Genomic DNA, 24,463 nt, shown 5'->3' with positions numbered 1-24,463 from the left:
AGTTGTTTTTATAATTTTGAGCAAACCAATAAATCAAAAAAATTATAGCTTAATCACTTTAATTTCTTCTTCAGTATCTGTACTTGGTGGAGTCTGAGTCTGTGCTTCTTGAGTAGGTGCGGCAATGGTGGCTGCAGGGGCGATATTCTGCGAAGGCGCGCTTAATGGTGCTTGATAGATAGGCACGGCATGATCACTTTGTCCTGTAATCACTTCTTTGGTTTCCTGAATTTTAGTATTTACATTGTTGGCAAGTTGCTGCCCAGTATGTTTGGCTTGAGCCGCACCCTGACTGCCCAATTGTTTGGCGTTGTCTAAAGCTTGATGTGCCGATGGGCGAATTTTTTCAATACCTTTTTCGGTTACTTCACCGACTTTTTGTGCTGCCTGAATCACACCTTCCTGAGTTTTATATGCCCAAACATGTAAGAGGTTTGGATTGTCTGCATAAGGCTGAATTGGTTTATTACTTTGAGTTTGTGCAGCACTACTTTGTGCCCACACCGAAGCACTACTGAACAATAGTCCAATACAAATGCTGATATTGATCTTTTTCATTGTGCTGTGCCTCTTAGGATGCCGAATACTGGTCGTTGAAAGGTTTTGAATGGAATGTACTGCATTGTATAAAGCCTAGATGATCTGCAGTGTTTATTTTTCGCAAGTATGATGTGTTTTTAGGTGAAATTTACAGTGTTTGAGACTTTAAAGTGCTTGAAACTATGGCAGAGTTTCAGACTTAAAGAAGAAGACCCACATAAAATTGTGGGTCTTGTTACTCTGGAGAGTTGTTAAAGCAGGGCAGCAATGGCTACACTGCTTTTATCATCTTAGTTTGAAATATCAAGCGATGCTGTATTTATATTGAAAGTCCAACAATCTTGCTACATCAAGATACATTCAAAGCTGTTTTTAGCTTAGTTGCATTGTGCAAGCGCATCTTTATGAAAATGGTTGCGTAAGGTGATGAAGTTCTTTTGCACAGTTGCATCATGCAAGTCAAAGTGAGTTGCTATGCTAGTCCCATCTTGTGCAAATGTTGCAGAACCAGCTGAAATTAATGCATTGCCTTTAAATGCCCATTGTTCAATAGAACGACCTGCTTGCAGTGTGCCTGTAAATTCGATCACGCATTTATCAATAAATTTTGTGAGTTTGGCGCTGTTATTGACAGTGTCTGGGTAAACTTCAATATTTTTCACTTCTTGTAAAACACCTGCAGTAAGCTGCGGAATAACAGGTGCAGAAGTACACGCACTAAGAGAAAGGCAAGTTAAACCCGATAAAATGAGTGTTTTAAGTTTCATAAGCTCGTTTTCTTGTTGAGTGTTGTTAGGTTGAGTATAGGGAATCTGAAGTGAAATGCCTATAGTATTCTTTGGAGGTGTTTATTCCTGATTTATATAGTACTCATAGGGGTAATAGATGAAAAAGGCATTACGCATTCTTTTTCTAATAAGATAGAACATAATTGATAAAGGAATTGATTGGGTGAAATATTTACAAACTCACTTACTACAGGTCTTAACGTACCCTGCAATAGTTCATTGGCTTCACTAGGTCTGTAACGTGCTACCGTGCCAAGATAAAACATGGATAACAACGTGTAGGATAGATGAGGTAAATCAGCTGCTTTTAAATCAACATAATAGCGGTAGCCTGTGTTGGTTAGGATTGGCGTAATGTCAAATTGACAATACTCTTTTAAGATATTTTGATAGATTGTATTTGTATTTTCTCTTGTATATGATTTTCTGTATTTAGATCTATATACAATTTTTCCTTCACGAGGGAATCCATCTTTAAAATAATTAAGTCGTTTCTCCTTGAGAAACTTAGTTATATCCACTTTTGTTTTTTGTTCATTATCAATTATCACTTCAGTAAATAATTTATTGTGTTCTGAATTGGTTAGAATCTCTACATTAATGGGTAAAAGTTTTCTTTTATTTATTAAGTTTAAGCTATGACAGAGGCTGTGAATTTCAGGAATATTTGTTACAGCTTGACGAAAGTTTATGTTTAATGGGTGATTAATTTTTTTACCAAGTATTTCTGAAAATATAGCAAATATGTTCACGCCTTCATTGGTTTTAGGTTTTACCTGAATTACTCCTTCAGTGCCAAGAGGTAAGTTTAAGCCATGATGCTCATGAACTGTTTCAAGCTCAATTTTGTTATAAGAAAGGAAGCATTTAACTAAGTTGAGCATTCCATAGTATAAAAGAGTGGCTCTTGTAGGCAGTAAGACACTATTAGCTGCTTTGTAAAAGGACTCTGCAAGAGAAGAAAAATATAATGCACGTTCGAGAAAAACTTTATTTTCACCACGGCTTTTTGATATTTTTTGTTGGAGATGTGAGTTAATTAACGACCATGGATCACTAGTTAATATTTGTTGATCACCAGCGTTTAAATTTGCAAAAGAAAATCTTAATTTATTATATTTAAATAGAGCTATTTCACCCTTTTCTAACTTACTCATTTTTACCCACATAAATAAAACCCCACTAATTTATAGCGGGGTTTCTTTTAATTTACAAGTAATTAAGACTTTAGTGCTGCAACACACTTACATCTGCAACACGTGTAAATAAATCACGTAACTGCGCGAGTAAACGTAAGCGGTTGGCTTTCAACTCAGCATCATCTGCCATCACCATGACACTGTCAAAGAAGGCATCAATAGGCGCACGTAATGCAGCCAATTGAGAAAGTGCAGTGGTGTAGTCTTTTGCTGCCAATAATGGCTCAACCACAGGTGTGATTTTTGCAAGTTCAGCGAATAATGCTTTTTCTGCATCTTCTACCAAGTTTACTTCAACGACAGTACCTTCAGGCGCGGTTTCTTTGGCTAAAATGTTGGCAACACGCTTGTTTGCAGCAGCCAATGCAGCCGCTTCAGGCAAGGCACGGAAGTGATTTACTGCATTCACACGCTTATCAAAATCTAGTGGAGATTTTGGTGATAAAGCTTGAACGGCTTGAATCACATCTACCGCAACACCTTGATCTTCGTATTTCGCACGGTAACGACCTTCAAGGAATGCGACTGCATCTGCCAAAGTCTTGTCGTGATCTTTTAATACATCGCCATAAGCAGCCAATGCCAGCTTGATCAGGTCTTCGATAGATACATCAAGTTCATTTTCAGTCACTAGACGCAGGATACCAATGGCAGAACGACGTAGCGCAAATGGGTCTTTAGAACCTGTAGGTGCCTGACCAATACCGAAAATACCAGTTAAAGTATCTAGACGATCCGCAAGGGCAATCGTTGTACCCGTTTTGGTTTTAGGCAGAACGTCACCCGCGAATTTAGGTAAATATTGCTCACCTAAAGCTTCTGCAACTTCGTCATTTTCACCTTCAAGACGTGCGTAGTAAGTACCCGCGATGCCTTGAAGTTCTGGGAATTCACCTACTAACTCAGAAGTTAAGTCGCATTTTGCAAGCAGGGCAGCTTTTTCAGCATCTTCAGCTTTTGCACCCGTAATCGGAGCAAGTGCGACAGCCAGTTTAGCAATACGTTCAGACTTGTTCCACAAAGTACCCAGTTGTGCCTGGAATACCATGTTGGCCAGTTTCTCTTTACGAGAAGCTAATGGCTGTTTCTGGTCTTGCAGGAAGAAGAACTCAGCATCTGACAGACGTGGACGAACCACTTTCTCATTACCTTCAATAATTTGAGTCGGATCTTTAGACTCAATGTTTGAAACGGTAATGAAGTAAGGCTGTAATTTGTTGTCGCTATTGACCAAACAGAAATACTTTTGGTTGTCTTGCATGGTGGTAATTAAAGCTTCTTGCGGCACAGCAAGGAAACGCTCTTCAAAGCTGGCACGTAAGGCAACAGGCCATTCAACCAATGCAGTTACTTCATCACGTAGGTCGCTTGGTACAATCGCAATCGCATTAACTTCATCTGCCAACGCTTTTACTTGCTGATCAATGATCGCTTGACGCTCTTCAAAAGAAGCGACAACGTGCGCTGCTTTTAACTTCTCAAGGTATTCATCTGCATGTGCAAGGGTGATTGCTTCAGGTGCATGGAAACGATGTCCATAAGTGACATTACCTGCCTGATGGTCTTGAATCGTTGCTTCAATTACTTGATGATCTTTAAGTAAAACGACCCATTTTACTGGGCGCACAAATTCAGTACGGCTTGCAGCAGAACGCATACGTTTTGCAATTGGCAGGTTGTCCAATGCTGTTTGTAAAATGTGTGGCAATAACGCATCAAGGCTTTGACCTTTCACGTCTTTTAAGTAGCACACTTTTTCAACTTTACCTGCTTGGAATGTAGATACTTGATCTACAGTAATGCCTTGACCGCGCATAAAGCCTTCAAGGGCTTTGGTTGGTTTGCCTTCGGCATCGTAAGCAGCTTGAACAGCAGGGCCGTCAAAGCGTTTTTGTGTGTCTGCTTGTGCGGCATCAACATTAGCAATTTTAAGTGCCAAGCGACGTGGTGCTGCATAGGCTTCAATTGCATCAAAAGCCAAGCCTGCATCTTTTAAACCTTTTTCAGTTTCTGCAAGTAGTGCATCACGTAAGGTTTTTAAGCTTTTCGGTGGGAGTTCTTCGCAACCGAGTTCAAATAAAACTGTATGTTTAGACATTATTTGCTTTCCTCAGTATTTTGCGCTTTGGCTTCCGCTTCAACCTGTGCTTTTAATTGTGCCAAGACTTCATCACGTAAATGTGGTTCAGCCATTGGGAAGCCTAATTTTGCACGTGCAGCCACATAACTTTGTGCAATAGAACGTGCCAAAGTACGGACACGTAAAATATAACGCTGACGCTCAGTCACAGAAATTGCACCGCGCGCATCCAAGAGGTTAAAGCAGTGAGATGCTTTAATCACTTGCTCATAAGCAGGTAGCGGTAATTCTGCTGCAATTAAACGGCTCGCTTCTACTTCATAGAAGTCAAACAGTTCAAACATTTTTTCTACAGGTGCGTATTCAAAGTTATAGGTCGATTGTTCAACTTCGTTTTGATGGAACACATCGCCATACGTTACAGTACCAAACTGTCCTTTAGTCCAAACCAAGTCGTAAACTGAGTCTACACCTTGCAAGTACATTGCCAGACGTTCAAGACCGTAGGTGATTTCGCCTGTTACAGGGTAGCACTCAACACCACCGACTTGCTGGAAGTAAGTAAACTGAGTCACTTCCATGCCGTTTAGCCATACTTCCCAACCCAAGCCCCAAGCGCCAAGAGTTGGAGATTCCCAGTTATCTTCTACAAAGCGAATGTCATGCACCAATGGGTCAATTCCAATTGCTTTTAAAGAATCTAAATACAACTGTTGAATGTTGTCTGGGTTTGGTTTCAGCACCACCTGAAATTGATAGTAGTGTTGTAAGCGGTTCGGGTTTTCGCCATAACGACCATCTTTAGGACGACGAGATGGTTGTACATACGCCGCGTTCCATGTTTCTGGACCTAAAGCACGTAGGAAAGTGGCAGTGTGGAATGTCCCTGCACCCATTTCCATATCGTAAGGTTGTAAAACGACGCAGCCCTGCTCCGCCCAGTAGTTTTGTAAGGCAAGAATTAAGCCTTGAAAGGTATCAATATGCGATATGGCGCGACTCATGGTCATCCACTTAAAATTAGAGAAAAATTGTGCTCAATTATAAGGATTTTGCGGGGTGCTGGCAAAGGTTAAAGCACAACTAGCGGTTGGTTGTTTGGGGTTTTACAAATTCACTGATAAATGAAAGATATAAAACAAATACATCTTACTGAATGATTGCCTTATAATCTTGTCCAATTGTCACCACTGGATTGCCTGCCCGTGTTTCATTCACAACTTGATTGGCTGAATACGCTGAAACCCAATTTTAAAGTATTGCCGTTAAAAGAACGCCTACTTTGTGGTTTGGGCGCATTATTGGGTTTGGCATTATCTTCCCTGATCAGTTGGTGGGTGTTGGGCGATATTAACGCATGGTATATCGCGCCAATGGGTGCATCTTCGGTATTGTTGTTTGCTGTGCCTGCCAGTCCTTTGGCGCAGCCGTGGAATATTGTAGTTGGGAACAGTATTGCAGCAATTATGGGCGTGAGCTGTGCTTTATATATTCCAAATTTAACCGAAGCCTTTAGTGTGGCTGTGGCTTTATCTATTTTCTTGATGATGACCACCGATTCGCTGCATCCACCGAGTGGAGCAGTGGCCATTACCGCAGTGCTTGGCGGAGATGCCGTGCGTGAGCTGGGTTATCACTTCATCTTTTATCCTGTGCTGCTTAATTCAGTTTTGCTGATGGTGATTGCAATTGTATTTAACCGCATGATTGGCAAGCCTTATCCTCAAACGCCACAGTTGAATCAACGTACCCAAGACCCAACGCCTACTCAAAAAGCCACTATTCAGCCGCAAGATATTCAAGATGTTTTAGATGCACAAACCCAGTTGCTAGATATTAGTGAATACGACTTACAAAAAATCATTTTAGAAGCGCAACACAAAGCCAGTGAACGACAAACTCAAGCACTGACTTGTGCCGATATTATGAGTAAAGATGTGGTCAGTTTGCAGCAAGATGAGGATATTCACAGTGCTTTAGAAAAATTCAAACACATGAATTTAATGAGTTTACCTGTCATTGATACAGAGCAACATTTGGTTGGAACTTTGGCGCTGTATGAAGTAGTGGAATGGTTTAAACACGCAACAGATTTGCCGTATAGCTGGAAACATCAAGTGAAACATATCATGTTACGCCAAGTGGTCACGGTGCAACCGCAACAAAGTATTCAAGACCTTGTGCCGTACTTTGTCGAGCGCTCTTTTAACTACATTCCTGTGGTAGAGCAGCAGCGTTTGGTGGGGATCATTAGCCGTGCCGATATGATTGCCGTCTTGAATCAACAGCTTGCTGTAAAGACCAATTAATAGACTCGCATTGTCGATGTGTATTCAACACGACTCAATCCTGAAATGCTGTGACTTTTAAAATATATTGCAGGTTGAAAGGCAAAAAAAAGCTACGATGCTTGGGGGAGCAATCGTAGCGAAAAAGAAGAAAGTTGTGTGAATAGGGTGGTGTCTACAAGTGAATCGGTAAATGATTCAAGCCTATGAATCTTTAAATATGGTCAGTCTTTCAAATTTCAATACCGTTTATCGGTCTTGATCAGGATTGACCGTGCGCACAGGTCTTGTGTAGCCCTGAGTATAGTTTGTTGTATTCGACTGGTTTTGTTTAGGGATCACCAACCACAACACCAAATACACCAAAATGCCAGGAAAGGCAGCGCTCATCACGGAAACAATCACAAAAATTAAGCGCAGTAAATTTGCGTTCCAACCAAAACGTTCAGCAATACCACCCATGACCCCAGCAATCATATTTGAGCGGTTAGAGCGATATAAACCAACATTGGCCATCTAATTCTCCTTAAGAGATCTAAAATTCAAAATAAATACAGGCTGATGTTTAGCTTCACAGCACATCATCTATATATAAAATAAAAATGGTGATGCACTTGGGTTTTTAAAGGGCGGTAAGCAAGGCAATTAGTAAAGTTATGTAACATTTGGTGTTGCTTAAACCAGCATCCACCTAAAATATCCTAAAGAAGCGATGGGCAGAGTAAGCGCTTGACCACAAAGGATTGAGGAAAAGCATGGCTTACATCGAGCTGCCTATTCAGTGGTTTGAATAGGACTGAGTATTCAGTCTGGTCACTCTATATGAGGGATAGTGTGTCAGCTAAATCAAATATTTGCGCAGTTTCAATATGGAGTGCAGTGGCATTGCTTGGATGCGATGATTCACAACTTGAGCAAGCTGCCGTGCAAAAATATACAGAACAGGCAGAAACCAAAAGACTGACTGAGGTGGCAGGGCAGGCAATCGCACCCATACAAACGGCTGCAACGGAACATCATATTCCCGAGAATCATCTGACTTATGTGGGACGCTATACCATTCAGATTAGCTGTGAAGATAAGTTTGTTATGTGCGAAAGCGGAAAAGTCGATTATATTCTGACCTTATTGCCTGATGGGACAGCGCATCGTATTTTTGTCAATGCGGGGCAAATCAGTTACGACAATAAAAAAAAATACCGCAAAGATTTATGGTTCTATGATGAAGACGCGCATCAAATTGTGGTGGCACGCGCCTCTGGGGTGAACTTTTACTATAATGTTGATCAAGACCATAATTTAATTATGGATAAAAACAAAATTGCGATTGCAACAGAAAATAATCGTGAATACTTTAAAAGCAATCCCTTACCTTCGCAAAATTATCATTTAATCAGAGCAAGTTAATTGTTGATTCAACTCAATTCTTAGCCCATGAGTGAAAAACTTTTGGGCTTTTGTTTTTTTACATCAAGTTTTTCTTTGGGATGTGTAAAGTATGATTTATCAATGATGGCACATCTTCTACAACTGAATGGAGCAGGGTGTAGTGGATAAAAGTGTTAGTCAAATAGGGCAGAATACGGGAATTGTATAGTAAATTACGAAACTGCATGATCCACAGAATAGTGCTGTGATGACTGGCAATTTAAAGGATTTTTTATAAGGAATGGTGGGTCGTCCGCGATTCGAACGCGGGACCAACGGATTAAAAGTCCGCTGCTCTACCGACTGAGCTAACGACCCAGAGGAGTAAAAATGATGATGATCATTTTTAGAATATCAACCTTGAAGAAGATGGTGGGTCGTCCGCGATTCGAACGCGGGACCAACGGATTAAAAGTCCGCTGCTCTACCGACTGAGCTAACGACCCATCTAAGGTTGATCAAGGAAATGGTGGGTCGTCCGCGATTCGAACGCGGGACCAACGGATTAAAAGTCCGCTGCTCTACCGACTGAGCTAACGACCCTGAACCAGCAATCAAGCAGGCTTGATTGTGAAGTGCAAGAAAAACCAGAGGGTTTTAAGCACCACTTCGTTTGATGGAGCGTATTGTAGCAAGATATGAAGCGAGCGCAAGTAAAAAATAAAAAAGTTGCCTATGTTTGATTATAAATGCAACAAATTTGTCGTATCTAATCAAAAAATAGGCAACCTGGTGGCTTAGAAGCGATATTGATACTGTTGAATATTGTCGTAAATTTCTTGGGTCAGTTCGCAATAAGCAGATTGGTTTGGCAATAATACCAGAATTTTTTCATCACACTGTTTTAAATCAAAACCTTGAGTTTTCAGGGTGTTCTTCTGATATTTAAATGTACCTGTAGTTTGCATTTGCTTTTGAATGCGTAAAAAAACGGGTACTGCATAAGCGGGCATTGCTTTTTTAAACTCCACCAGCATTTGACGCAAGTCTTGTTCATCTAACTGGCAGCCTTCGTTTAAGGTAATCGCAGCCATACCTGCACGACCATTGGTATGTGGGATTTCAACGCCATACACGACAGCTTCAGCAATTTTTTCATAGTCACTGACAATGTTTTCTACTTCTGTGGTGGATACGTTCTCACCTTTCCAGCGGAAGGTATCACCTAAACGATCAACAAACTGGGCGTGACGGAAGCCAATGTCGCGGACTAAATCGCCCGTGTTAAAATAGGCATCGCCTTGTTTAAACACGTTTTGCATCATCACCGCCTTGTTTTTTTCAGGGTCGGTGTAGCCATCAAACGGTGAGCGACGGGTGATTTTTCCAATCAATAAGCCAACTTCACCTTTTTTGACTTTCATGCATTTGCCTTTGGCATCGCGTACGGGTTCATTTTTTTCTTTATCAAACTGAATGACCGCATAAGGTGTCGGTGAAAAACCAACCGTGTTGTCAAAGTTAAACACGTTGCTAAAACCGACGTTGCCTTCGCTAGATGCATACAGTTCCAGAATTTCCTGAACCCCAAAGCGTGTTTTGAATTTGCTCCAAATATTAGGACGCATGCCATTGCCAATCATTTTGGTCACACGATGCCCACGCTCTAAATCAGAAGCAGGCGCATCCATTAAATAACGGCACAATTCGCCCACATAGCCAATCGCAGAGGCATTGAATTTGTGTACATCTTGCCAGAAGCATGAAGTGGAGTATTTTCTACGGATGGCAAAGGTGGCACTGCCTGCAATTACGCCACACCAGCACACCACAATACCTGTGGCATGGTACAGCGGCAGAGTGCAGTACATCACATCATCCTGATTTAAACCCAAGACATGACCATAGGTACCATAAGCCAACGTCCAACGGCTATTGGTGAAAATCACCGCTTTAGGCAAGCCTGTTGTACCTGAGGTATAGATATAAAACAGCCCATCTTTGCCCTGTACCGACTGTGTGGTGGCAGGATTAAAGCTTGGGAATGATGCAATGCATTGCGCTAAATTTTGAAAACCTTCAGGCGCAGTGCCGGCATCGGTACGGGTATTTTGATCTGCAAACCAATACAGACGATTTTCTGCAAGCTCAAGTTCTTGGCGAATATCGGCAATGGCTTGGCGACATTCTTCCCCCACAATCACGGCAATTGGTTTGACTAAATTGATGCTGTGCGCCAAAACTTTGGCGACTTGTGCGGTATTGACCAAAGCCACGGTAACGCCAATTTTTGCTAAGCCAATGACACTGGCAATTAATTCAGGGCGATTTTCCAACATCACCGCAATGACATCACCTTTACGTGCACCTATGCTTAAATAGTAATGGGCAATTTGGTTGGCCCAAGCATTGAGCTGTAAATAGCTGTACTGCTGATCTTCAAACACTAGTGCACAGCCATGCGGGTTACGATGCACGGCTTTTTCAAATGCTAGACCTAAGCCTGCAGGCGTGTTGGGTGTGCGTAAATAGGCTTGCTTTAACCCTGTGATCAGGTGGGGCACTTTAGTCATAAACTGCGGAATTTTTGCCGCAACATCCGTTAAGCCAATTAAATCGCTTTTTGTCATCTGGTACATAAGAATCCTGTTTTTGTCATCATCCGTTGCATCTGCAAAGCATCGCGTCTTATTGTTTTGTAATCCCTTAGTCCTAGTGCAATCAACCTAATTTTTAGCTTTGACTGATGTTTTTAGAAAAGCTGTTAAAAATCAAAAACACCTAACACCAAATTAACTTGCTTAAATTTAAGTCACCACTGCATTTGCTCTAAAGTAGCAAAAAAAATCCAGTCATTAAAATGACTGGATTTTTTTATTCCGCTGCAAAAGTGCGAATTAAGACTCAGTTGGCGGAGTTACTTTTTTAGGTGGACGACCACGTGGGCGACGCGGACGTGCAGTTTTCTCTTTTTCTGCTTTGTCCTGTTCAGATTCAGCAGTTTCGACTGGGTCATCTACTGCTAATTCCACTTGTACAGGTGCGACCACTTCAACGGCAGTTTCTTCTTGCGCTGCTGCAGTTTCAGTGACAGTTTGTGCAAGGTCGTCTTGCGCGTTCAACTCTGGCTGAGTAGCTTCAGTTGTAGCCTCTACTTCAGGGTTTACTTCTGTAGTTGCTTCGACTTCTGTGCTTAGCGCTACAGACGTTTCTGCAGTAGAGTTTGCTTCTACAGATGCGTCGGTAGTTGCCACAACGTCAGTCGTTGGCTCTGCTGCAGGTGTGCTTTCTGCTTCAGCTTTTTCTACTGCCTGTGCTTGCTTGGCTTGTTCCAAGGCTTGCTCAGCAGCTTGTTTGGCTAAACGACGACGCTCACGCGGATCGTTGGCAACACGCTTATCTGACACAGGTTTTGGTGGAGTCAGATCTAACACAGGTGCAGGTTCTGCTTCAGGAGCAGCTTTGGCAACTTCCACATCACGTGTGACAGGTTTTTTCTCTGCCACAGGCGCAGCTGTTGCAAGCGTTGCCGCATACTCGTCAGTGAACTTCTGCAAAGCACGATTGAACGTTGGAATTAAACCAAACTGTTCAATCAGGACTGAGCAATCTTCACCATAGACGTGGCGAATCAGACTACCAATGCTGTATTGCGCTAAAGTTGGCACCTGTGAAGGCGTTAACTTTGGTGCAGCTGCTTGCTGTGCTTGAGCTTCACGTTGCTGACGACGACGCTGACGCGGATCGTTGCTGGCACGTTTTGCAGGCGCAGTCGGTTGTGCTTGTACTTCCGCAGGTGCAGCTGTTTCTTCTGCAACAACTGGAGCAGCTTCTACCGCAGCAACAGCTTGAGTTGGTTCAGCAACCGTTTCAGGCACAGTTGCTTCTACTGCTGTGACTGGTTCAGCCGCTAATGGCGCAGCATTCAATGCCACAATTTCAGTTTGAGCCTGATCGACATTCACCACCAAAGCCGTCGTGTTGAACTCTTGACGCGGTGCATCAATTAAGTCCACTTTCGGCTGATTAGAAGTCACTGCGGTAGGTGCTTGCTCATTCAATACGCTTGGGTCGCGGTGACGATTTGGGCGTTCTGGACGAGGTTGGTTACGACGGTCACGACGTGGTACGGCATTTTGCTGCTGCTCATTGTTGTTTTGAGCTTCTTGCTGCTGCGGTGCTTGGTCATTGTTGTGCTGACGACGAGAGTTGCGTTTGTTTTCACGCGCTTCTTGACGTTGCTCCTGACGCGACATTTGAACCACTTCTTCATGCACTTGATGTTGTTGATTATCGTGCTGAGTTTGCGGCTCACGTTGCTCTTTGTGCTTGTTATTGTTGTTGCTGTGACGCGGCTTTTTGTTGTTGTGACGCGGAGCAGGTTTGTCTTCACGTTCAGCAGATTTATCTGCAGAGTCACGTTCAGTTTTTTGTGCCACTGTCGATGGTGCAAGGTACACATTTTGACTGCTTGCAGCAGGGGCAGCAGATGCAGTTGCAATTTGACCAAACTGACCACGGCTCACGGCACCGCTATTCACCATTTGCTCGATGGCTGCTGCCGCATTGTTGGCACTACGTGCTTGATCAATAGTGCTGGCTTGCTTTTGAACAAACAGGTTTTCTAACCATGCACATGGGCTTGCAGCTGTTGTGGCTGCCGCAGGTGCAGGCTGCTGTTGTGCAGATGCTTTATTTTGCTGTGCTGCTTGTGGTTTTCTTGCAGAGGTTTTTTCTGCCGCAGGTGCAGCAGCGTGGCTGTGCGCTTGATCGGCTTCTTCTAAATGCCATTCAGAAGATTCATAACCCAACTCTTTTTCGCTTGAACGAGTTGCTTCAGTACGTTCATAGCTGGTTGGTGCAAAGCCTTCAGGATTATACGAAATTTCGTAATGCGGGGTTTCTAAGTGTGGGTGAGGTAATACAGTCACACGCACATTTGAGGTTTGCTCAAGGTAAACCAGACTGTGACGTTTTTCATTCAGTAAGAATGCTGCAATTTCAACAGGTACTTCGACTTGAACTTCACCATGACGTTCACGCAGGGCAATTTCTTCCACTTTACGCATAATTGAAAGTGAAAGAGAGCGTAGGTCACGTACCATGCCTGTACCGTGACAGCGTGGGCAAACGTAACCAGTCGCTTCTTCAAGTGATGGACGTAAGCGCTGACGGCTCATTTCCATTAAACCAAAACGTGATAATTGACCAAATTGAATACGTGCGCGGTCACTTTGTGTTGCTTCACGAAGTTTGGCTTCAACCATACGTTGGTTGCGGTCTTTGGTCATGTCGATAAAGTCGATGACCACCAAACCACCGATGTCGCGTAAACGCAATTGACGCGCAATTTCTTCGGCAGCTTCAAGGTTGGTATTAAGCGCAGTATCTTCAACATCTTGACCACGGGTAGACTTAGCCGAGTTGATGTCAATTGAAACTAATGCTTCAGTTTGGTCAATGACAATTGAGCCGCCTGAAGGCAATTTAACTTCACGCTCATAAGCTGTTTGAATTTGGCTTTCGATGCCAAAATGCGCGAATAGCGGCTCATTTAAAGTATAGGTTTTTAGCTTGTCTAATTGACGTGGCATCACGGCTTTTACGAAGTTATAGGCTTCGTTATAAGCTTGTTCTGAGTCAATTAAAATTTCGGCAACATCATCACGTAAGTAGTCACGAATCGCACGTGTCACCACACCTGCTTCTTGGTGTACCAACATTGGCGATGGGCCAGAGCTTGCGGTGTTTTGAATTTGCGCCCAAAGGTCAAGCAAGTGTTGTAAATCAAGCTGTAATTCTTCTTGTGAACGACCAATGCCCGCAGTACGTACAATCACGCTCATGCCGCGTGGCACGTTTAAAGATGCCAACATTTCTTTGAGTTCTTCACGCACAGAACCTGAAATTTGACGACTGATACCGCCACCTTTCGGGTTATTTGGCATAAGCACTAAATAACGACCAGCCAAAGAAATGAAGGTAGAGAGCGCAGCACCTTTGTTACCACGTTCTTCTTTTTCCACCTGCACTAAAAGCTCCGTGCCTTCAGTGATCAGTTCGCGAATATTAGAAGTTTGGCGAGGGTCGGCTTTGTAATAAGAGTTTGCGATTTCACGCATCGACAGGAAGCCTTGGCGACCTGCACCGTATTCAACAAATACGGCTTCTAAAGAAGGTTCTACACGGGTCACATGACCTTTGTAGATATTCGATTTTTTTTGTTCACGGGTACGATTTTCTAAATCGAAATCGTAAAGACGCTGACCAGTGACAAGTGCAACGCGAATTTCTTCGGCATGTGTTGCATTAATCAACATACGTTTCATGGGTGTAACACCTAATAGTGATACACAGCAAAAAATCGCTAGACACGTAGCGAACATCAAGCATCACGGATCAACTGCTCAGATCTCAAAAAAACCAATTGTGGTCTGAGCTTTTTTTACCGGCCTTTTTGTGTGGGGCTGCGGTGTATGATTCACGTATTGATGATGGCAATACGGCTTTAACCTTTAAACGGATAAAGTCACCTGATCGCTTCACTGGCGGACGAGCGGTGTATTGGATGTGTGTAACTTTCACTGTCACATTGCTCGAAGATCATCTCTTCTTTCATAGATAGAGTGTCTTGATACGGAATTATCGTCGTATCTTTACAAATTGTGCAGATCCAATACATCAAACGCTTTAGCCTGAAGTGGTTTTCAGGGTGCGACTAATCTGATGTGTATCAGTTTACGTTTAAAAACCAACTAGAGTTGGCGACATATTTTTTCAGGCAAACTGATTTATGTACCTGAGGTACAATTAAACGCAACAGTTTGCTTTTTTGCCGATATAATAAGCCTTCGGCGTCGGCATAATTCTTTTGGGACCTGCTCGTATGTAGTGGGATGTTGGTTGATTGCTCTATTTCAGAAAAACCTGAAAAGATTCAACGTGAACCCACTGACGATGGTTTCCGTGCGCTGACTATATCAAACCTTGCATCATCTGCCTATGGGCTAAGCTTATGTTTCTTGTGTAAAGCATAGCCTAAATGATCAGTTTTTAATCAATTTTAGTATTTTATTAGGTCTCTTAACTGTATGAATTCTACCCAACAATGGCAAAGTGTCACTTGGTTTGAAGTGGATGAGCATCAAGCGGGTCAACGCATCGATAATTTTTTGTTTAGTCGTTTAAAAGGGGTGCCTAAAAGTCGCATCTATCGTTTGATTCGTGAAGGGCAGGTGCGGGTCAATAAAAAGCGCATTAAAGCAGAAACCAAACTGAATATTGGCGATCAAATTCGTGTGGCGCCGATTCGCTATGAACAAAAAGACGACAGTGCTGCTCCAATTTCAGACAAGGTGGCACAGGGTTTATTGAGCCGTGTGATTTATGAAGATGAAGGCTTGATGGTGGTGAATAAACCTTCGGGCATTGCAGTCCATGGCGGCAGTGGCGTTGCCTACGGGTTGATTGAAGGCTTACGTGCTGCGACAGGTAAAAAATATTTGGAATTGATTCACCGTATTGACCGTGATACTTCAGGCTTGGTGATGATTTCCAAAAAACGCAGTACCTTAAAAACCCTGCAAGATTTATTGCGCGAACATAAAATCCAAAAAACTTATGCTGCCATTGTCAAAGGGCAGGTGAGTTTGGATAAACAATTGATTGATGCGCCGTTACATCGTTATGAATTGGCGAATGGCGAACGTCGTGTACGTGTGTCTAAAGAAGGTAAAGAATCTAAAACCCAGTGGAATGTGGCAGAGCGTTTTATGCATGCAAGCTTGGTATATGCTTCGCCATTGTCTGGACGTACCCATCAAATTCGTGTGCATGGTTTAAGCATTGGGCATCCGTTGGTGGGTGATGATAAATATGGTCATCAAACTGAATATCGGGGTCCTGCGCCACGTCGTTTGTGCTTACATGCCATGCGTTTGGAAATTCCAGGCTATCCTGTGATTGAAGCGCCTTTACCTGAAGATATGCAGAGTTTGGTGGCGCAATTGAGAGCGCAAAAGGCGGATAAGCCGACGGCGCCACCTGAGTTTTAATTTTTGTAACTCTCTGTTGTGCGATAGCAGCTTGCTTCTTTTTAAAGATGAGGAACATTGTTTCGCAACAAGGAGATGAGGTTTTTAGGGGTAATTCACTGCCACATTTTAAAGTTTTTAATTTAAATTTTTGGTGTATAGGCTATGCCTTACTTTTCAAAGATGAAAAGTAACAAAAAACTTTTGTTTCGCTGATGGAACATCTCTGTGCCACAGCGAAACGGCGACATCCATGTCGCCCTTCGCGTATCGAATATTTGTTGTGATATATGTGCTGATTCTTGGTCGTTTATCCTTTTGAGTTAAGGTAAAGCGAGGGAATTTAAAAGCCGAATCAAATCTAGGAATCTAATATGAACAAACCTGTAGAACTCATCATTTTTGATTGGGATGGCACCTTATTTAATTCCGTCGGTCAAATTGTGGCGAGTTTGCAGTTCGCAGCACAACAATTTCAGCAACCTCTGACCGATGCTGCGGCTAAAAGTATTATTGGTTTGGGTTTGCCTGAAGTGGCACAGCGTTTATTTCCTGAAGTGCCAGAGCTGCATCAAGCGATTTTGCAGTGCTATTCAGAACACTATGTCGAACACTCAAAAACCGATGCTTGGTTTGAGGGTGTGGCAGATATGCTCGATGAGTTGTCAGGTTTGGGACTGAAATTGGCAGTGGCAACAGGCAAAAGCCGTAAAGGTTTAGACCGAGTGTTGGCGCAAACCCAAAGTCAGGATTTGTTTGTGGCGACACGTGCTGCAAGTGAAACCAAATCTAAACCTGATCCTTTAATGCTGCAGGAAATTTTGAGCAGTACCGATGTGCAGGTCGGGCAAGCGATTATGGTGGGTGATACTTCTTACGATTTAGAAATGGCACAAAATATTGCTATGCCGCGTGTAGGCGTGAGTTATGGCGTGCATAGTGTAGAGGTGTTGCAGCGTTATCAGCCTTTAACCATTGCAGATGATGTGCCGAGTTTGCATGATTTTTTAGTGCAGCAATATCGTTTACGTCAGGCGAGTTAAACCCAGTAAAACAATTTAGATGAATTTGAAATTAGAGTAACTTGAAAAATTTCAGGTTGCTCTTTTTTTATGTACTTTTGGGAGCGTCATAAAAAGGCTTAGCTTTTAGTCTAAAGTTAGGATTAAGATTAGGATTAAGACATTTTAAGATTGCTGCGAATTGCCGAGTCAATGACTCGGAAAATAATGTCATAGCCTACAGACAACTGTTTTGCTTGCTTTTTATAAAAATAGATTAATAGCTAATAGCTATTGAAAAAAAGAAAATAAGTATTGGCATAAACCCGCCATTTTTCCGATTCTTAATCAGTTTACATACCTCTGAGCTGGATAGCTTGTCCTGAGAATGGACAAGATCGGGGTCATCATCCCTATTTTCTATTATTACCTTTCCAACATCTCGGGGTATATGCCCAATTTTTGCAGTTTAAGGAAACATTGATGTCGAATTCTGCTGTTGTTGAATCAGTTGCGCAAGCATTACGTACTGCCGAACTCTCTCAAACTGCGATTGCGCCAATCCGCCCAGAACTTGGTGGTGAAAGTGCTGACGTAGATATTGCCTATGCCGTTCAAGAAGTGAATACCGAACGTGCCTTAAAAGAAGGTCGTCGTTTGGTGGGGCGTAAAATTGGTTTGACCTCTAAAGTGGTTCAAGCACAACTGGGTGTAGATCAGCCTGACTTTGGCATGTTGTTTGCCGATATGGCTTATGGTGATGGTGAAGCGATTCCTGCAGGTTTGCTGATTCAGCCAAAAGTAGAAGCAGAAATTGCATTGGTGATTAACCAAGATCTAACCAAAGAAAAACACACGTATGCGGATATTATCAGCGCGACTGAATATGCCTTGCCTGCCATTGAAGTGGTCGATAGCCGTATTGAAAACTGGAAAATTAGTTTGATTGATACCGTGGCCGATAACGCATCTTCTGCTGCATTCGTTCTAGGTTCAAAACCAGTTAAGCTAGAAAATCTGGATTTGGTGAACTGCAAAATGGTGATGACCCGTGGTGAAGAAGTAGTTTCTCAAGGCGTGGGTAAAGCTTGTTTAGCAAATCCATTAAACGCTGCCGTGTGGTTAGCCGATGAAATGGTGCGCCGTGGTCGTCCATTGTTAAAAGGCGACATCATCTTAACTGGTGCTTTAGGTCCTATGGTTGTTGCACAGCCAGGTGAAGAATTTAAAGTCGAAATTGAAGGCTTTGGTTCAGTGACAGCTGCGTTTGCTGCGGAATAAATCGAGATTCTAAGAGAGTACATGCATGAAAAAGATTAAATGTGCAATGATTGGTCCAGGTAATATTGGTACAGATTTGCTTTATAAATTACAACGCAGTGAATGGTTAGAGCCTGTGTGGATGGTGGGAATTGACCCAACATCTGAAGGTCTAGCTCGTGCGGCAAAAATGGGTTTAAAAACCACAAGTGACGGTGTAGATGGTCTTCTTCCTCACGTACTTGAAGATGACATTAAAATTGCTTTTGATGCAACTTCCGCTTATGTGCATGCAGAAAACAGTCGCAAACTGAATGAACTTGGCGTGTTGATGATTGACTTAACGCCTGCAGCAATTGGCCCATTCTGCGTACCACCAGTGAACCTTGAAGCGTTGCTACAAGCGGGCGAAGTGCCAAACGTCAACATGGTGACTTGTGGTGGTCAGGCAACAATTCCTATGGTGGCTGCAGTTTCTCGTGTTCAACCTGTGGAATACGGTGAAATTATTGCAACGGTATCAACTAAATCTGTGGGGCCGGGTACACGTAAAAACATTGATGAATTTACCCGTACAACTGCAGGCGCGATTGAAGAAGTTGGCGGTGCAAAACAAGGTAAAGCCATCATCATCATTAACCCAGCTGAGCCACCATTAATGATGCGTGATACCGTTCACTGCTTGGTGGAAGGTGAGCCAGATCAGGCAGCGATTACAGCATCTGTGCATGCCATGATCAAAGAAGTGCAAAAATATGTACCGGGTTACAAACTTGTAAACGGCCCTGTTTTTGATGGCAACCGTGTTTCAATTTTCTTGGAAGTTGAAGGTTTGGGTGATTACTTGCCTAAATATGCAGGTAACCTAGACATTATGACTGCAGCGGCTGCACGTACTGCAGAAATGTTTGCAGAACACGTTTTCAAAACTGCTGAAGCTTAAGGAATACCAAAATGTCTAAGATTATTATTAATGATATGACTTTACGTGATGGTATGCACCCAATGCGCCATCAAACCACGCCAGAGCAAATGGTTGCGATTGCCACTGCTTTGGATGATGCAGGTGTGCCTTTAATTGAAGTCACACACGGTGATGGCTTAGGTGGTAACTCTGTGAACTATGGTTTTGCAGCCGCTACTGATGAAGAATATCTGAAAGCAGTGATTCCAAACCTGAAACAGGCAAAAGTTTCTGCACTATTACTGCCAGGTATTGGAACAGTTGATCATCTGAAAATGGCGCATGATGTAGGCGTGGCAACCATTCGTGTGGCGACACATTCGACTGAAGCAGACGTTTCTGAACAGCACATTACTGCAGCACGTAAACTGGGTATGGACACTGTGGGCTTCTTGATGATGGCGCACATGGCTTCTCCTGAAAAATTGCTCGAAGAAGCACAAAAAATGGTGTCTTACGGTGCAAACTGTATCTATGTAACAGATTCTGCAGGCTATATGTTGCCTCAAGATGTGACTGATCGCGTAGGTATTTTACGTGCCAACCTCGCCTCAGACATCGAAATTGGTTTCCATGGTCACCATAACTTGGGCATGGGCGTTGCGAACTCTGTATCGGCTGTGACCGCAGGTGCAACCCGTGTTGACTTGGCTTCGGCTGGTTTAGGTGCAGGCGCAGGTAATACACCACTTGAATTGTTTGTAGCGGTCGCAAACCGTATGCAAATGGAAACAGGTGTGGACTTGTTTAAAGTGCAGGATATTGCTGAAGACTTGATCATTCCAATGATGACGCATCAAATTCGTGCAGACCGTGATGCAGCAACTTTAGGTTATGCAGGTGTTTACTCATCGTTCCTATTGTTCGCAAAACGTGCCGAAGCAAAATATGGAGTATCTGCGCGTGAAATTCTACTTGAGCTTGGTCGTCGCGGTACGGTGGGCGGTCAGGAAGATATGATTGAAGACTTGGCATTGACTATGTCTAAAGCACGTGAAATGCAAGCCTAAGTTTTTAATATAAAGCAGGCTTGAATTAAGCACTCCAAATGCGTTTGGGGTGCTTTTTTTATGCTGTGAAAGATGTAAAACGTGCTGAATTTTGTGCTAATTAAAATGTTTTTCTTATAAGTTAGGTTTATAGAAAATAACGCTAACACATGGGTTTAAAGTTAAAAAAGATTAATCCTTCACATGATGCAAAAAATAACAGCGTTTTTCACCTAAATTAAGCAGTGAATTCAAATAAAAATTCATTTAGTGAGGATTTTGAGCTTAATTTTTTATCGTTAAAAAGAATTAAAAAACTTGGAAAAAAGCTGCTCGATACAGAAAGTGCTGAATTTGTAGAAAAGCTTAATACTGTGGTCGGATTTTTTTCATGACAAGAGTTTTGCATGATGCCCAGATTCGCTTATTGGATGAATAGGAAAAACGCATGCATCGTCACAATTTATGGATAGTACTTTTTGCTGCGACAGCAACTTTAGGGACAACTGCAACTCAGGCAGATTTTATTGACGACAGCAATATTCAACTTAAATTTAAGAATTTTTATTTAGATCGTGAATATGCTCATGAAGCAGGACGCTCAGTTACTCCGGGTTATGGAAACTGGACTCAAGCTGTAACTTTAGATGCCAAATCTGGCTATCAAGATATTGGTGCAGGCATTCAAGTCGGTGCAGATTTATTAGCTCAATATGCGATAGGTTTAAAATCACGTGGTGAAGTGAATGATATTCACATGCCTTTTAACTATACCGAGAAGCGTACTGAGCGTGATAATGCAAAAGTTGGTGCAACTCTAAAAGTTAAATTTTCTGAAACTGAATTAAAAGTAGGTGACTTATTACCAATGTCACCTGTGGTGTTTTTTGACCCATCGCGTCAATTGTTAACGACTTATAGCGGTGCATGGTTAGAATCAAAGGATTTAAAAGATACTAAATTAACTTTGGCTTATTTAGACGGTATTAATGCACGTTATGATAACCAATACCAAGATTTTACGTTGTTCCCTCAAAATAATTTTTCTGCTGCTGAAGCGAATAAATTAAGCACAGACGATGGCATGTATCTTGTGGGAGTAGATCATCAATTTACCCCTAAAGTAGGTGGAAGTTATTGGTATGCGGATGTAACCAACATCTATCAACAACATTATGTCGCTGCAAACTATAAAACGACTTTGGCTGAAAAAACTAAGCTGGATACCCATGTACGCTATTTTGACAACAGCGAATCGGGTGACAAGCTGTATGGCAATATTGACAGCCAGGCCGTGTCTGCGGGTGCAAAAATCAACAATGGGATGCACACTGTACAGTTAGGTTATCAACAAATGTTTGGTGAGCACGGTACAAAAGCCCCAATGTTCCCGACCTTGGGCGGGTGGGTGCCGCAGCCTTACTTAGACAACTGGTCTGTGGCGAGCTTCATTCGTAAAGATGAGCGTTCTTGGAGTTTGGGTTATACCTATAATTTTGCCGATGTGGGTGTATCTGGTTTAACAGCGACAGTACGTCATTTTCGCGGTGATAATATAGATGGTACTTACCATAAGTTAACCAACAATGCTGGTCAGTCGCTTAAAGAGGGTAAAGAAAACGAAACGAATGTAATCGTAAATTATGTTGTGCCTGAAGGTAAACTTAAAGGACTTGGTTTTCAGTACATGTTCATCGATACCAACTTTAACTTTGCGAATGACTTAGAAGAACACCGTATCGCCACGACTTACACTTATAAATTCTAAAGCTAGATAAAAATCAGAGCGGCTTTTTATAGTCGCTCTTTTTTTAATATTTACTGAATAAATACCTTATATAAATTAAGACTTTTATTTTATTAAAGTTATAAAATTCAAAGAGTTGTTTAATCGTTTTTTTATGGGTTGTGATCGTAAATTTGTATCAGTTGATGCTGTGTGAACAGGTAATATAAGCCTGTAAAAAGTAATGTTGAATGAGTCCACTTGACGTCAAATTCTATACCTAGAGCCAAACGCAAGCTAAAGACTGTACGAGGAGTATATATGAGCACTGTTCAAATCCCTGACTATACAACAGATCCATTCTTTGGCTTAGAAGATAAATGGATTGAAACTGCCGAAGGCGAATTAACGCACTATCACGAAGTGGGTGAAGGTACACCTATTCTATTTTTACACGGTTCAGGCACAGGTGTATCTGCTGCGGCAAACTGGTGGTTAAACTTGCCACAAATTGGTGAGCAAGCACGTTGTATCGCAATTGATACCATTGGTTATGGTCAGACTGTGGTTGCTCCAAACACTGCTTATGGTATTCGTGCTTGGGTAGATCATGCAGTGCGTACATTAGATGCATTGGGCATTGAAAAAACATGGTTAGTGGGTAACTCGCTCGGTGGTTGGTTGGCATTCCAATTGGCATTGGACTACCCAGAGCGTGTACTTGGTATTGTGTCTATGGGTACAGGTGGTGCAAAACAGACTGCAGCGCTTAAAGCACATGCGAATCCTGTCTTGACCGAAGAAGGCATCAAAAAAACATTGTCGATGTTTGTAGTGAACAAAGACCTGATTACAGATGAGTTGGTTAAGGTTCGTTTTGCTTCTGCAAAAAATGACTATGCGTCAGACCGTTTAATGGATGTGGTTGGCGCACGTGACCGTGACCGTTTTGAGTTCCCACTCGATTTTGACAAAATGAAAGACATCACAGTACCTGTTTTACTGATTCACGGTACGCAGGATGTAGTGATTCCAGTATCGCGTACATGGGACATTTTAAATGTTGTGCCACATGCCGATGCACACATTTTCAGCCAATGTGGTCACTGGTCACAGGTTGAAAAAGCGGAAGAATTTAACACTGTGATTAAAAACTACTTAACTGCACGTGGCGTAAATTAAGCGCAGTGAGGTAAAAAAGGATGGCAATTTGCCATCCTTTTTTATGGATGTTTTATGTACCCAATTTAGTGCTGAATAAAGCTCGCGACCAAGTTAATGCAAATTGCCAAAATAGTGGTATTAAAGCTATAAGCCAAAATAATATGTAGCGTGTTCAGTACCCGCATGGGTTGTGAGCTAATCGAGACATCGGCGGTTTGTGCAGATGTACCAATCACATAGCTGAAATATAAAAAGTCAGGATAGGTTGGATGCGACGTCTTGGGAAAATCCAAACCACCTTCTTGCTGCTGTTGCAGTGCCAAATAATAGTCATGCGCATAGTGAATCGCAAAAATGGTGTGCATAAAAAACCAAGCACATAAAATAGTGGTAATGGATAAAATAAAATGTCCCATGCGCACAAACTCACTTTGTGCAAATAAATTCACCTCGACAATGATCGCAATAAAGCACATCACTAAGGTTAGAAATACCAAGAATAAAATCAGCCATTTGCTGGCATCTTGTTGTTGGGCACGTTGTAAAATATGTGCATGATCGCTGTGCCACAAACTGCGCATGGTTAAAACCAAATAGCAGGAAATCGCGATATTCCAGCTAATCAATAAACAGCTTGACCATGACCATGCAGTGAGGGTCTGAAAAATAGCATACAGCACAATGGTAATCACAAAACTGATAAAAAAATAAGGACGATATTGAATCCCTGTTTTCATTCTGCTGAAGGGTGTTTTTATCATTCTTGATCCTTTCTGGATGTGCAATCTAAAGGTGTTACTGCCTGTTATCATCGGCTTAATTTTAGAAAATAGCGATGGGGTGCCTATTTTAACTTATTAGACTTAAGTTGTAATTTGCAGGAAATGTGGTAGCGAAGCGAGGAAAAAGCAGACTGCAAAAATGCGAATGTTTGAGTGTAAGAATGAGCAGTAGTTCAGAAAAAGATTAAAAAAATAAGTTTAGACTTAAGTCTAAAGCTTTGTTTTAGCATTTAGGATGCACAAAAAAGTGCTTACTACATCAAGCAGCAAGCACTTTTGAA

The 24,463-nt window shown here is 42.2% G+C and carries 18 protein-coding genes and 3 tRNA genes; 9 read left to right on the top strand and 12 right to left on the bottom strand.

The annotated features are described in order from the left end of the window. Positions 1 to 42: 42 nt before the first annotated feature. From FTT78_RS04290 to glyQ, 5 genes are all read right to left on the bottom strand, one after another. On the bottom strand, positions 43 to 558 hold the full coding sequence (locus tag FTT78_RS04290; RefSeq protein WP_154321091.1) for a hypothetical protein: 516 nt from the start codon (positions 556 to 558) through the stop codon (positions 43 to 45). Positions 559 to 917: 359 nt separating this feature from the next. Further along, entirely contained in the window at positions 918 to 1,307 is a 390-nt protein-coding gene (locus FTT78_RS04285; RefSeq protein WP_004976007.1) for a hypothetical protein, read from the bottom strand. 92 nt (positions 1,308 to 1,399) lie between these two features. Continuing rightward, the gene (locus FTT78_RS04280) at positions 1,400 to 2,485 is read right to left on the bottom strand and encodes a YaaC family protein (protein WP_179997395.1); all 1,086 of its coding nucleotides are present in this window, start codon (positions 2,483 to 2,485) and stop codon (positions 1,400 to 1,402) included. A gap of 70 nt (positions 2,486 to 2,555) precedes the next feature. After that, positions 2,556 to 4,625 (bottom strand): glycine--tRNA ligase subunit beta, encoded by a 2,070-nt coding sequence (glyS, locus tag FTT78_RS04275; protein ID WP_180043914.1) that lies wholly within the window; start codon positions 4,623 to 4,625, stop codon positions 2,556 to 2,558. Beyond that, on the bottom strand, positions 4,625 to 5,611 hold the full coding sequence (gene glyQ, locus FTT78_RS04270; protein ID WP_004976017.1) for a glycine--tRNA ligase subunit alpha: 987 nt from the start codon (positions 5,609 to 5,611) through the stop codon (positions 4,625 to 4,627). Before glyQ ends, glyS begins: the two co-directional genes overlap by 1 nt. 201 nt (positions 5,612 to 5,812) lie before the next feature. Here glyQ and FTT78_RS04265 point away from each other — a divergent pair, with 201 nt between their 5' ends. Then, positions 5,813 to 6,916: an HPP family protein gene (locus FTT78_RS04265; RefSeq protein ID WP_131261074.1), complete on the top strand. Its 1,104-nt coding sequence runs from the start codon at positions 5,813 to 5,815 to the stop codon at positions 6,914 to 6,916. 228 nt (positions 6,917 to 7,144) lie between these two features. On the opposite strand, the gene FTT78_RS04260 is transcribed toward FTT78_RS04265, so the two are convergent. Next, positions 7,145 to 7,411 (bottom strand): PspC domain-containing protein, encoded by a 267-nt coding sequence (locus FTT78_RS04260; protein ID WP_131261073.1) that lies wholly within the window; start codon positions 7,409 to 7,411, stop codon positions 7,145 to 7,147. 363 nt (positions 7,412 to 7,774) lie between these two features. On the opposite strand from FTT78_RS04260, the gene FTT78_RS04255 reads away from it, so the two are divergent. Next, positions 7,775 to 8,302, top strand: a complete 528-nt coding sequence (locus tag FTT78_RS04255) for a hypothetical protein (protein ID WP_225530221.1) — start codon at positions 7,775 to 7,777, stop codon at positions 8,300 to 8,302. A 263-nt stretch (positions 8,303 to 8,565) separates the two neighbouring features. Here the strand turns inward: FTT78_RS04255 and FTT78_RS04250 are convergent. From FTT78_RS04250 to FTT78_RS04230, 5 genes are all read right to left on the bottom strand, one after another. Continuing rightward, positions 8,566 to 8,641, bottom strand: a tRNA-Lys gene (locus FTT78_RS04250). Between the two features lie 52 nt (positions 8,642 to 8,693). Continuing rightward, a tRNA-Lys gene (locus tag FTT78_RS04245) sits at positions 8,694 to 8,769 on the bottom strand. Between the two features lie 21 nt (positions 8,770 to 8,790). Then, positions 8,791 to 8,866, bottom strand: a tRNA-Lys gene (locus tag FTT78_RS04240). A 194-nt stretch (positions 8,867 to 9,060) separates the two neighbouring features. Beyond that, complete coding sequence (locus FTT78_RS04235) at positions 9,061 to 10,902, bottom strand: long-chain-acyl-CoA synthetase (RefSeq protein ID WP_180043916.1); 1,842 nt, start codon at positions 10,900 to 10,902, stop codon at positions 9,061 to 9,063. A gap of 258 nt (positions 10,903 to 11,160) precedes the next feature. Continuing rightward, positions 11,161 to 14,592 (bottom strand): Rne/Rng family ribonuclease, encoded by a 3,432-nt coding sequence (locus FTT78_RS04230; RefSeq protein ID WP_180043918.1) that lies wholly within the window; start codon positions 14,590 to 14,592, stop codon positions 11,161 to 11,163. A 762-nt stretch (positions 14,593 to 15,354) separates the two neighbouring features. Here FTT78_RS04230 and FTT78_RS04225 point away from each other — a divergent pair. The 7 genes from FTT78_RS04225 to FTT78_RS04195 all read left to right on the top strand — a co-directional run bounded on the left by FTT78_RS04225 (position 15,355) and on the right by FTT78_RS04195 (position 23,418). Next, entirely contained in the window at positions 15,355 to 16,317 is a 963-nt protein-coding gene (locus FTT78_RS04225) for an RluA family pseudouridine synthase (RefSeq protein ID WP_004976032.1), read from the top strand. 353 nt (positions 16,318 to 16,670) lie between these two features. Continuing rightward, entirely contained in the window at positions 16,671 to 17,339 is a 669-nt protein-coding gene (locus tag FTT78_RS04220; RefSeq protein ID WP_154321084.1) for an HAD-IA family hydrolase, read from the top strand. Positions 17,340 to 17,780: 441 nt separating this feature from the next. Further along, positions 17,781 to 18,578, top strand: a complete 798-nt coding sequence (locus FTT78_RS04215; protein ID WP_004976036.1) for a 2-keto-4-pentenoate hydratase — start codon at positions 17,781 to 17,783, stop codon at positions 18,576 to 18,578. A gap of 25 nt (positions 18,579 to 18,603) precedes the next feature. Continuing rightward, positions 18,604 to 19,500, top strand: a complete 897-nt coding sequence (locus FTT78_RS04210; protein ID WP_096901306.1) for an acetaldehyde dehydrogenase (acetylating) — start codon at positions 18,604 to 18,606, stop codon at positions 19,498 to 19,500. An 11-nt stretch (positions 19,501 to 19,511) separates the two neighbouring features. Beyond that, complete coding sequence (gene dmpG / locus FTT78_RS04205) at positions 19,512 to 20,531, top strand: 4-hydroxy-2-oxovalerate aldolase (protein ID WP_096901305.1); 1,020 nt, start codon at positions 19,512 to 19,514, stop codon at positions 20,529 to 20,531. A gap of 427 nt (positions 20,532 to 20,958) precedes the next feature. Then, positions 20,959 to 22,278: an OprD family outer membrane porin gene (locus FTT78_RS04200; protein WP_179989465.1), complete on the top strand. Its 1,320-nt coding sequence runs from the start codon at positions 20,959 to 20,961 to the stop codon at positions 22,276 to 22,278. 279 nt (positions 22,279 to 22,557) lie between these two features. Next, positions 22,558 to 23,418, top strand: a complete 861-nt coding sequence (locus tag FTT78_RS04195; protein WP_179989463.1) for an alpha/beta fold hydrolase — start codon at positions 22,558 to 22,560, stop codon at positions 23,416 to 23,418. Between the two features lie 65 nt (positions 23,419 to 23,483). On the opposite strand, the gene FTT78_RS04190 is transcribed toward FTT78_RS04195, so the two are convergent. Next, positions 23,484 to 24,161 carry a DUF1345 domain-containing protein gene (locus FTT78_RS04190; RefSeq protein WP_096901303.1) on the bottom strand — a complete coding sequence of 226 codons (678 nt, stop codon included), beginning with the start codon at positions 24,159 to 24,161 and terminating at the stop codon, positions 23,484 to 23,486. Positions 24,162 to 24,463 lie beyond the last annotated feature (302 nt).

Origin of the sequence: Acinetobacter sp. YH01011 (assembly GCF_013420785.1) — a bacterium.
GTDB lineage: Bacteria > Pseudomonadota > Gammaproteobacteria > Pseudomonadales > Moraxellaceae > Acinetobacter > Acinetobacter towneri.
This window is presented reverse-complemented; position numbering and strand designations above follow the sequence as displayed.

What these genes read in the sequence shown, in the direction of transcription:
- FTT78_RS04290 (WP_154321091.1), bottom strand. Translation starts at nt 558, where the DNA reads ATGAAAAAGATCAATATCAGCATTTGTATTGGACTATTGTTCAGTAGT.
- FTT78_RS04190 (WP_096901303.1), bottom strand. Translation starts at nt 24,161, where the DNA reads ATGATAAAAACACCCTTCAGCAGAATGAAAACAGGGATTCAATATCGT.
- glyQ (WP_004976017.1), bottom strand. Translation starts at nt 5,611, where the DNA reads ATGAGTCGCGCCATATCGCATATTGATACCTTTCAAGGCTTAATTCTT.
- glyS (WP_180043914.1), bottom strand. Translation starts at nt 4,625, where the DNA reads ATGTCTAAACATACAGTTTTATTTGAACTCGGTTGCGAAGAACTCCCA.
- FTT78_RS04280 (WP_179997395.1), bottom strand. Translation starts at nt 2,485, where the DNA reads ATGAGTAAGTTAGAAAAGGGTGAAATAGCTCTATTTAAATATAATAAA.
- FTT78_RS04285 (WP_004976007.1), bottom strand. Translation starts at nt 1,307, where the DNA reads ATGAAACTTAAAACACTCATTTTATCGGGTTTAACTTGCCTTTCTCTT.
- FTT78_RS04210 (WP_096901306.1), top strand. Translation starts at nt 18,604, where the DNA reads ATGAAAAAGATTAAATGTGCAATGATTGGTCCAGGTAATATTGGTACA.
- dmpG (WP_096901305.1), top strand. Translation starts at nt 19,512, where the DNA reads ATGTCTAAGATTATTATTAATGATATGACTTTACGTGATGGTATGCAC.
- FTT78_RS04235 (WP_180043916.1), bottom strand. Translation starts at nt 10,902, where the DNA reads ATGTACCAGATGACAAAAAGCGATTTAATTGGCTTAACGGATGTTGCG.
- FTT78_RS04200 (WP_179989465.1), top strand. Translation starts at nt 20,959, where the DNA reads ATGCATCGTCACAATTTATGGATAGTACTTTTTGCTGCGACAGCAACT.
- FTT78_RS04260 (WP_131261073.1), bottom strand. Translation starts at nt 7,411, where the DNA reads ATGGCCAATGTTGGTTTATATCGCTCTAACCGCTCAAATATGATTGCT.
- FTT78_RS04220 (WP_154321084.1), top strand. Translation starts at nt 16,671, where the DNA reads ATGAACAAACCTGTAGAACTCATCATTTTTGATTGGGATGGCACCTTA.
- FTT78_RS04225 (WP_004976032.1), top strand. Translation starts at nt 15,355, where the DNA reads ATGAATTCTACCCAACAATGGCAAAGTGTCACTTGGTTTGAAGTGGAT.
- FTT78_RS04215 (WP_004976036.1), top strand. Translation starts at nt 17,781, where the DNA reads ATGTCGAATTCTGCTGTTGTTGAATCAGTTGCGCAAGCATTACGTACT.
- FTT78_RS04195 (WP_179989463.1), top strand. Translation starts at nt 22,558, where the DNA reads ATGAGCACTGTTCAAATCCCTGACTATACAACAGATCCATTCTTTGGC.
- FTT78_RS04230 (WP_180043918.1), bottom strand. Translation starts at nt 14,592, where the DNA reads ATGAAACGTATGTTGATTAATGCAACACATGCCGAAGAAATTCGCGTT.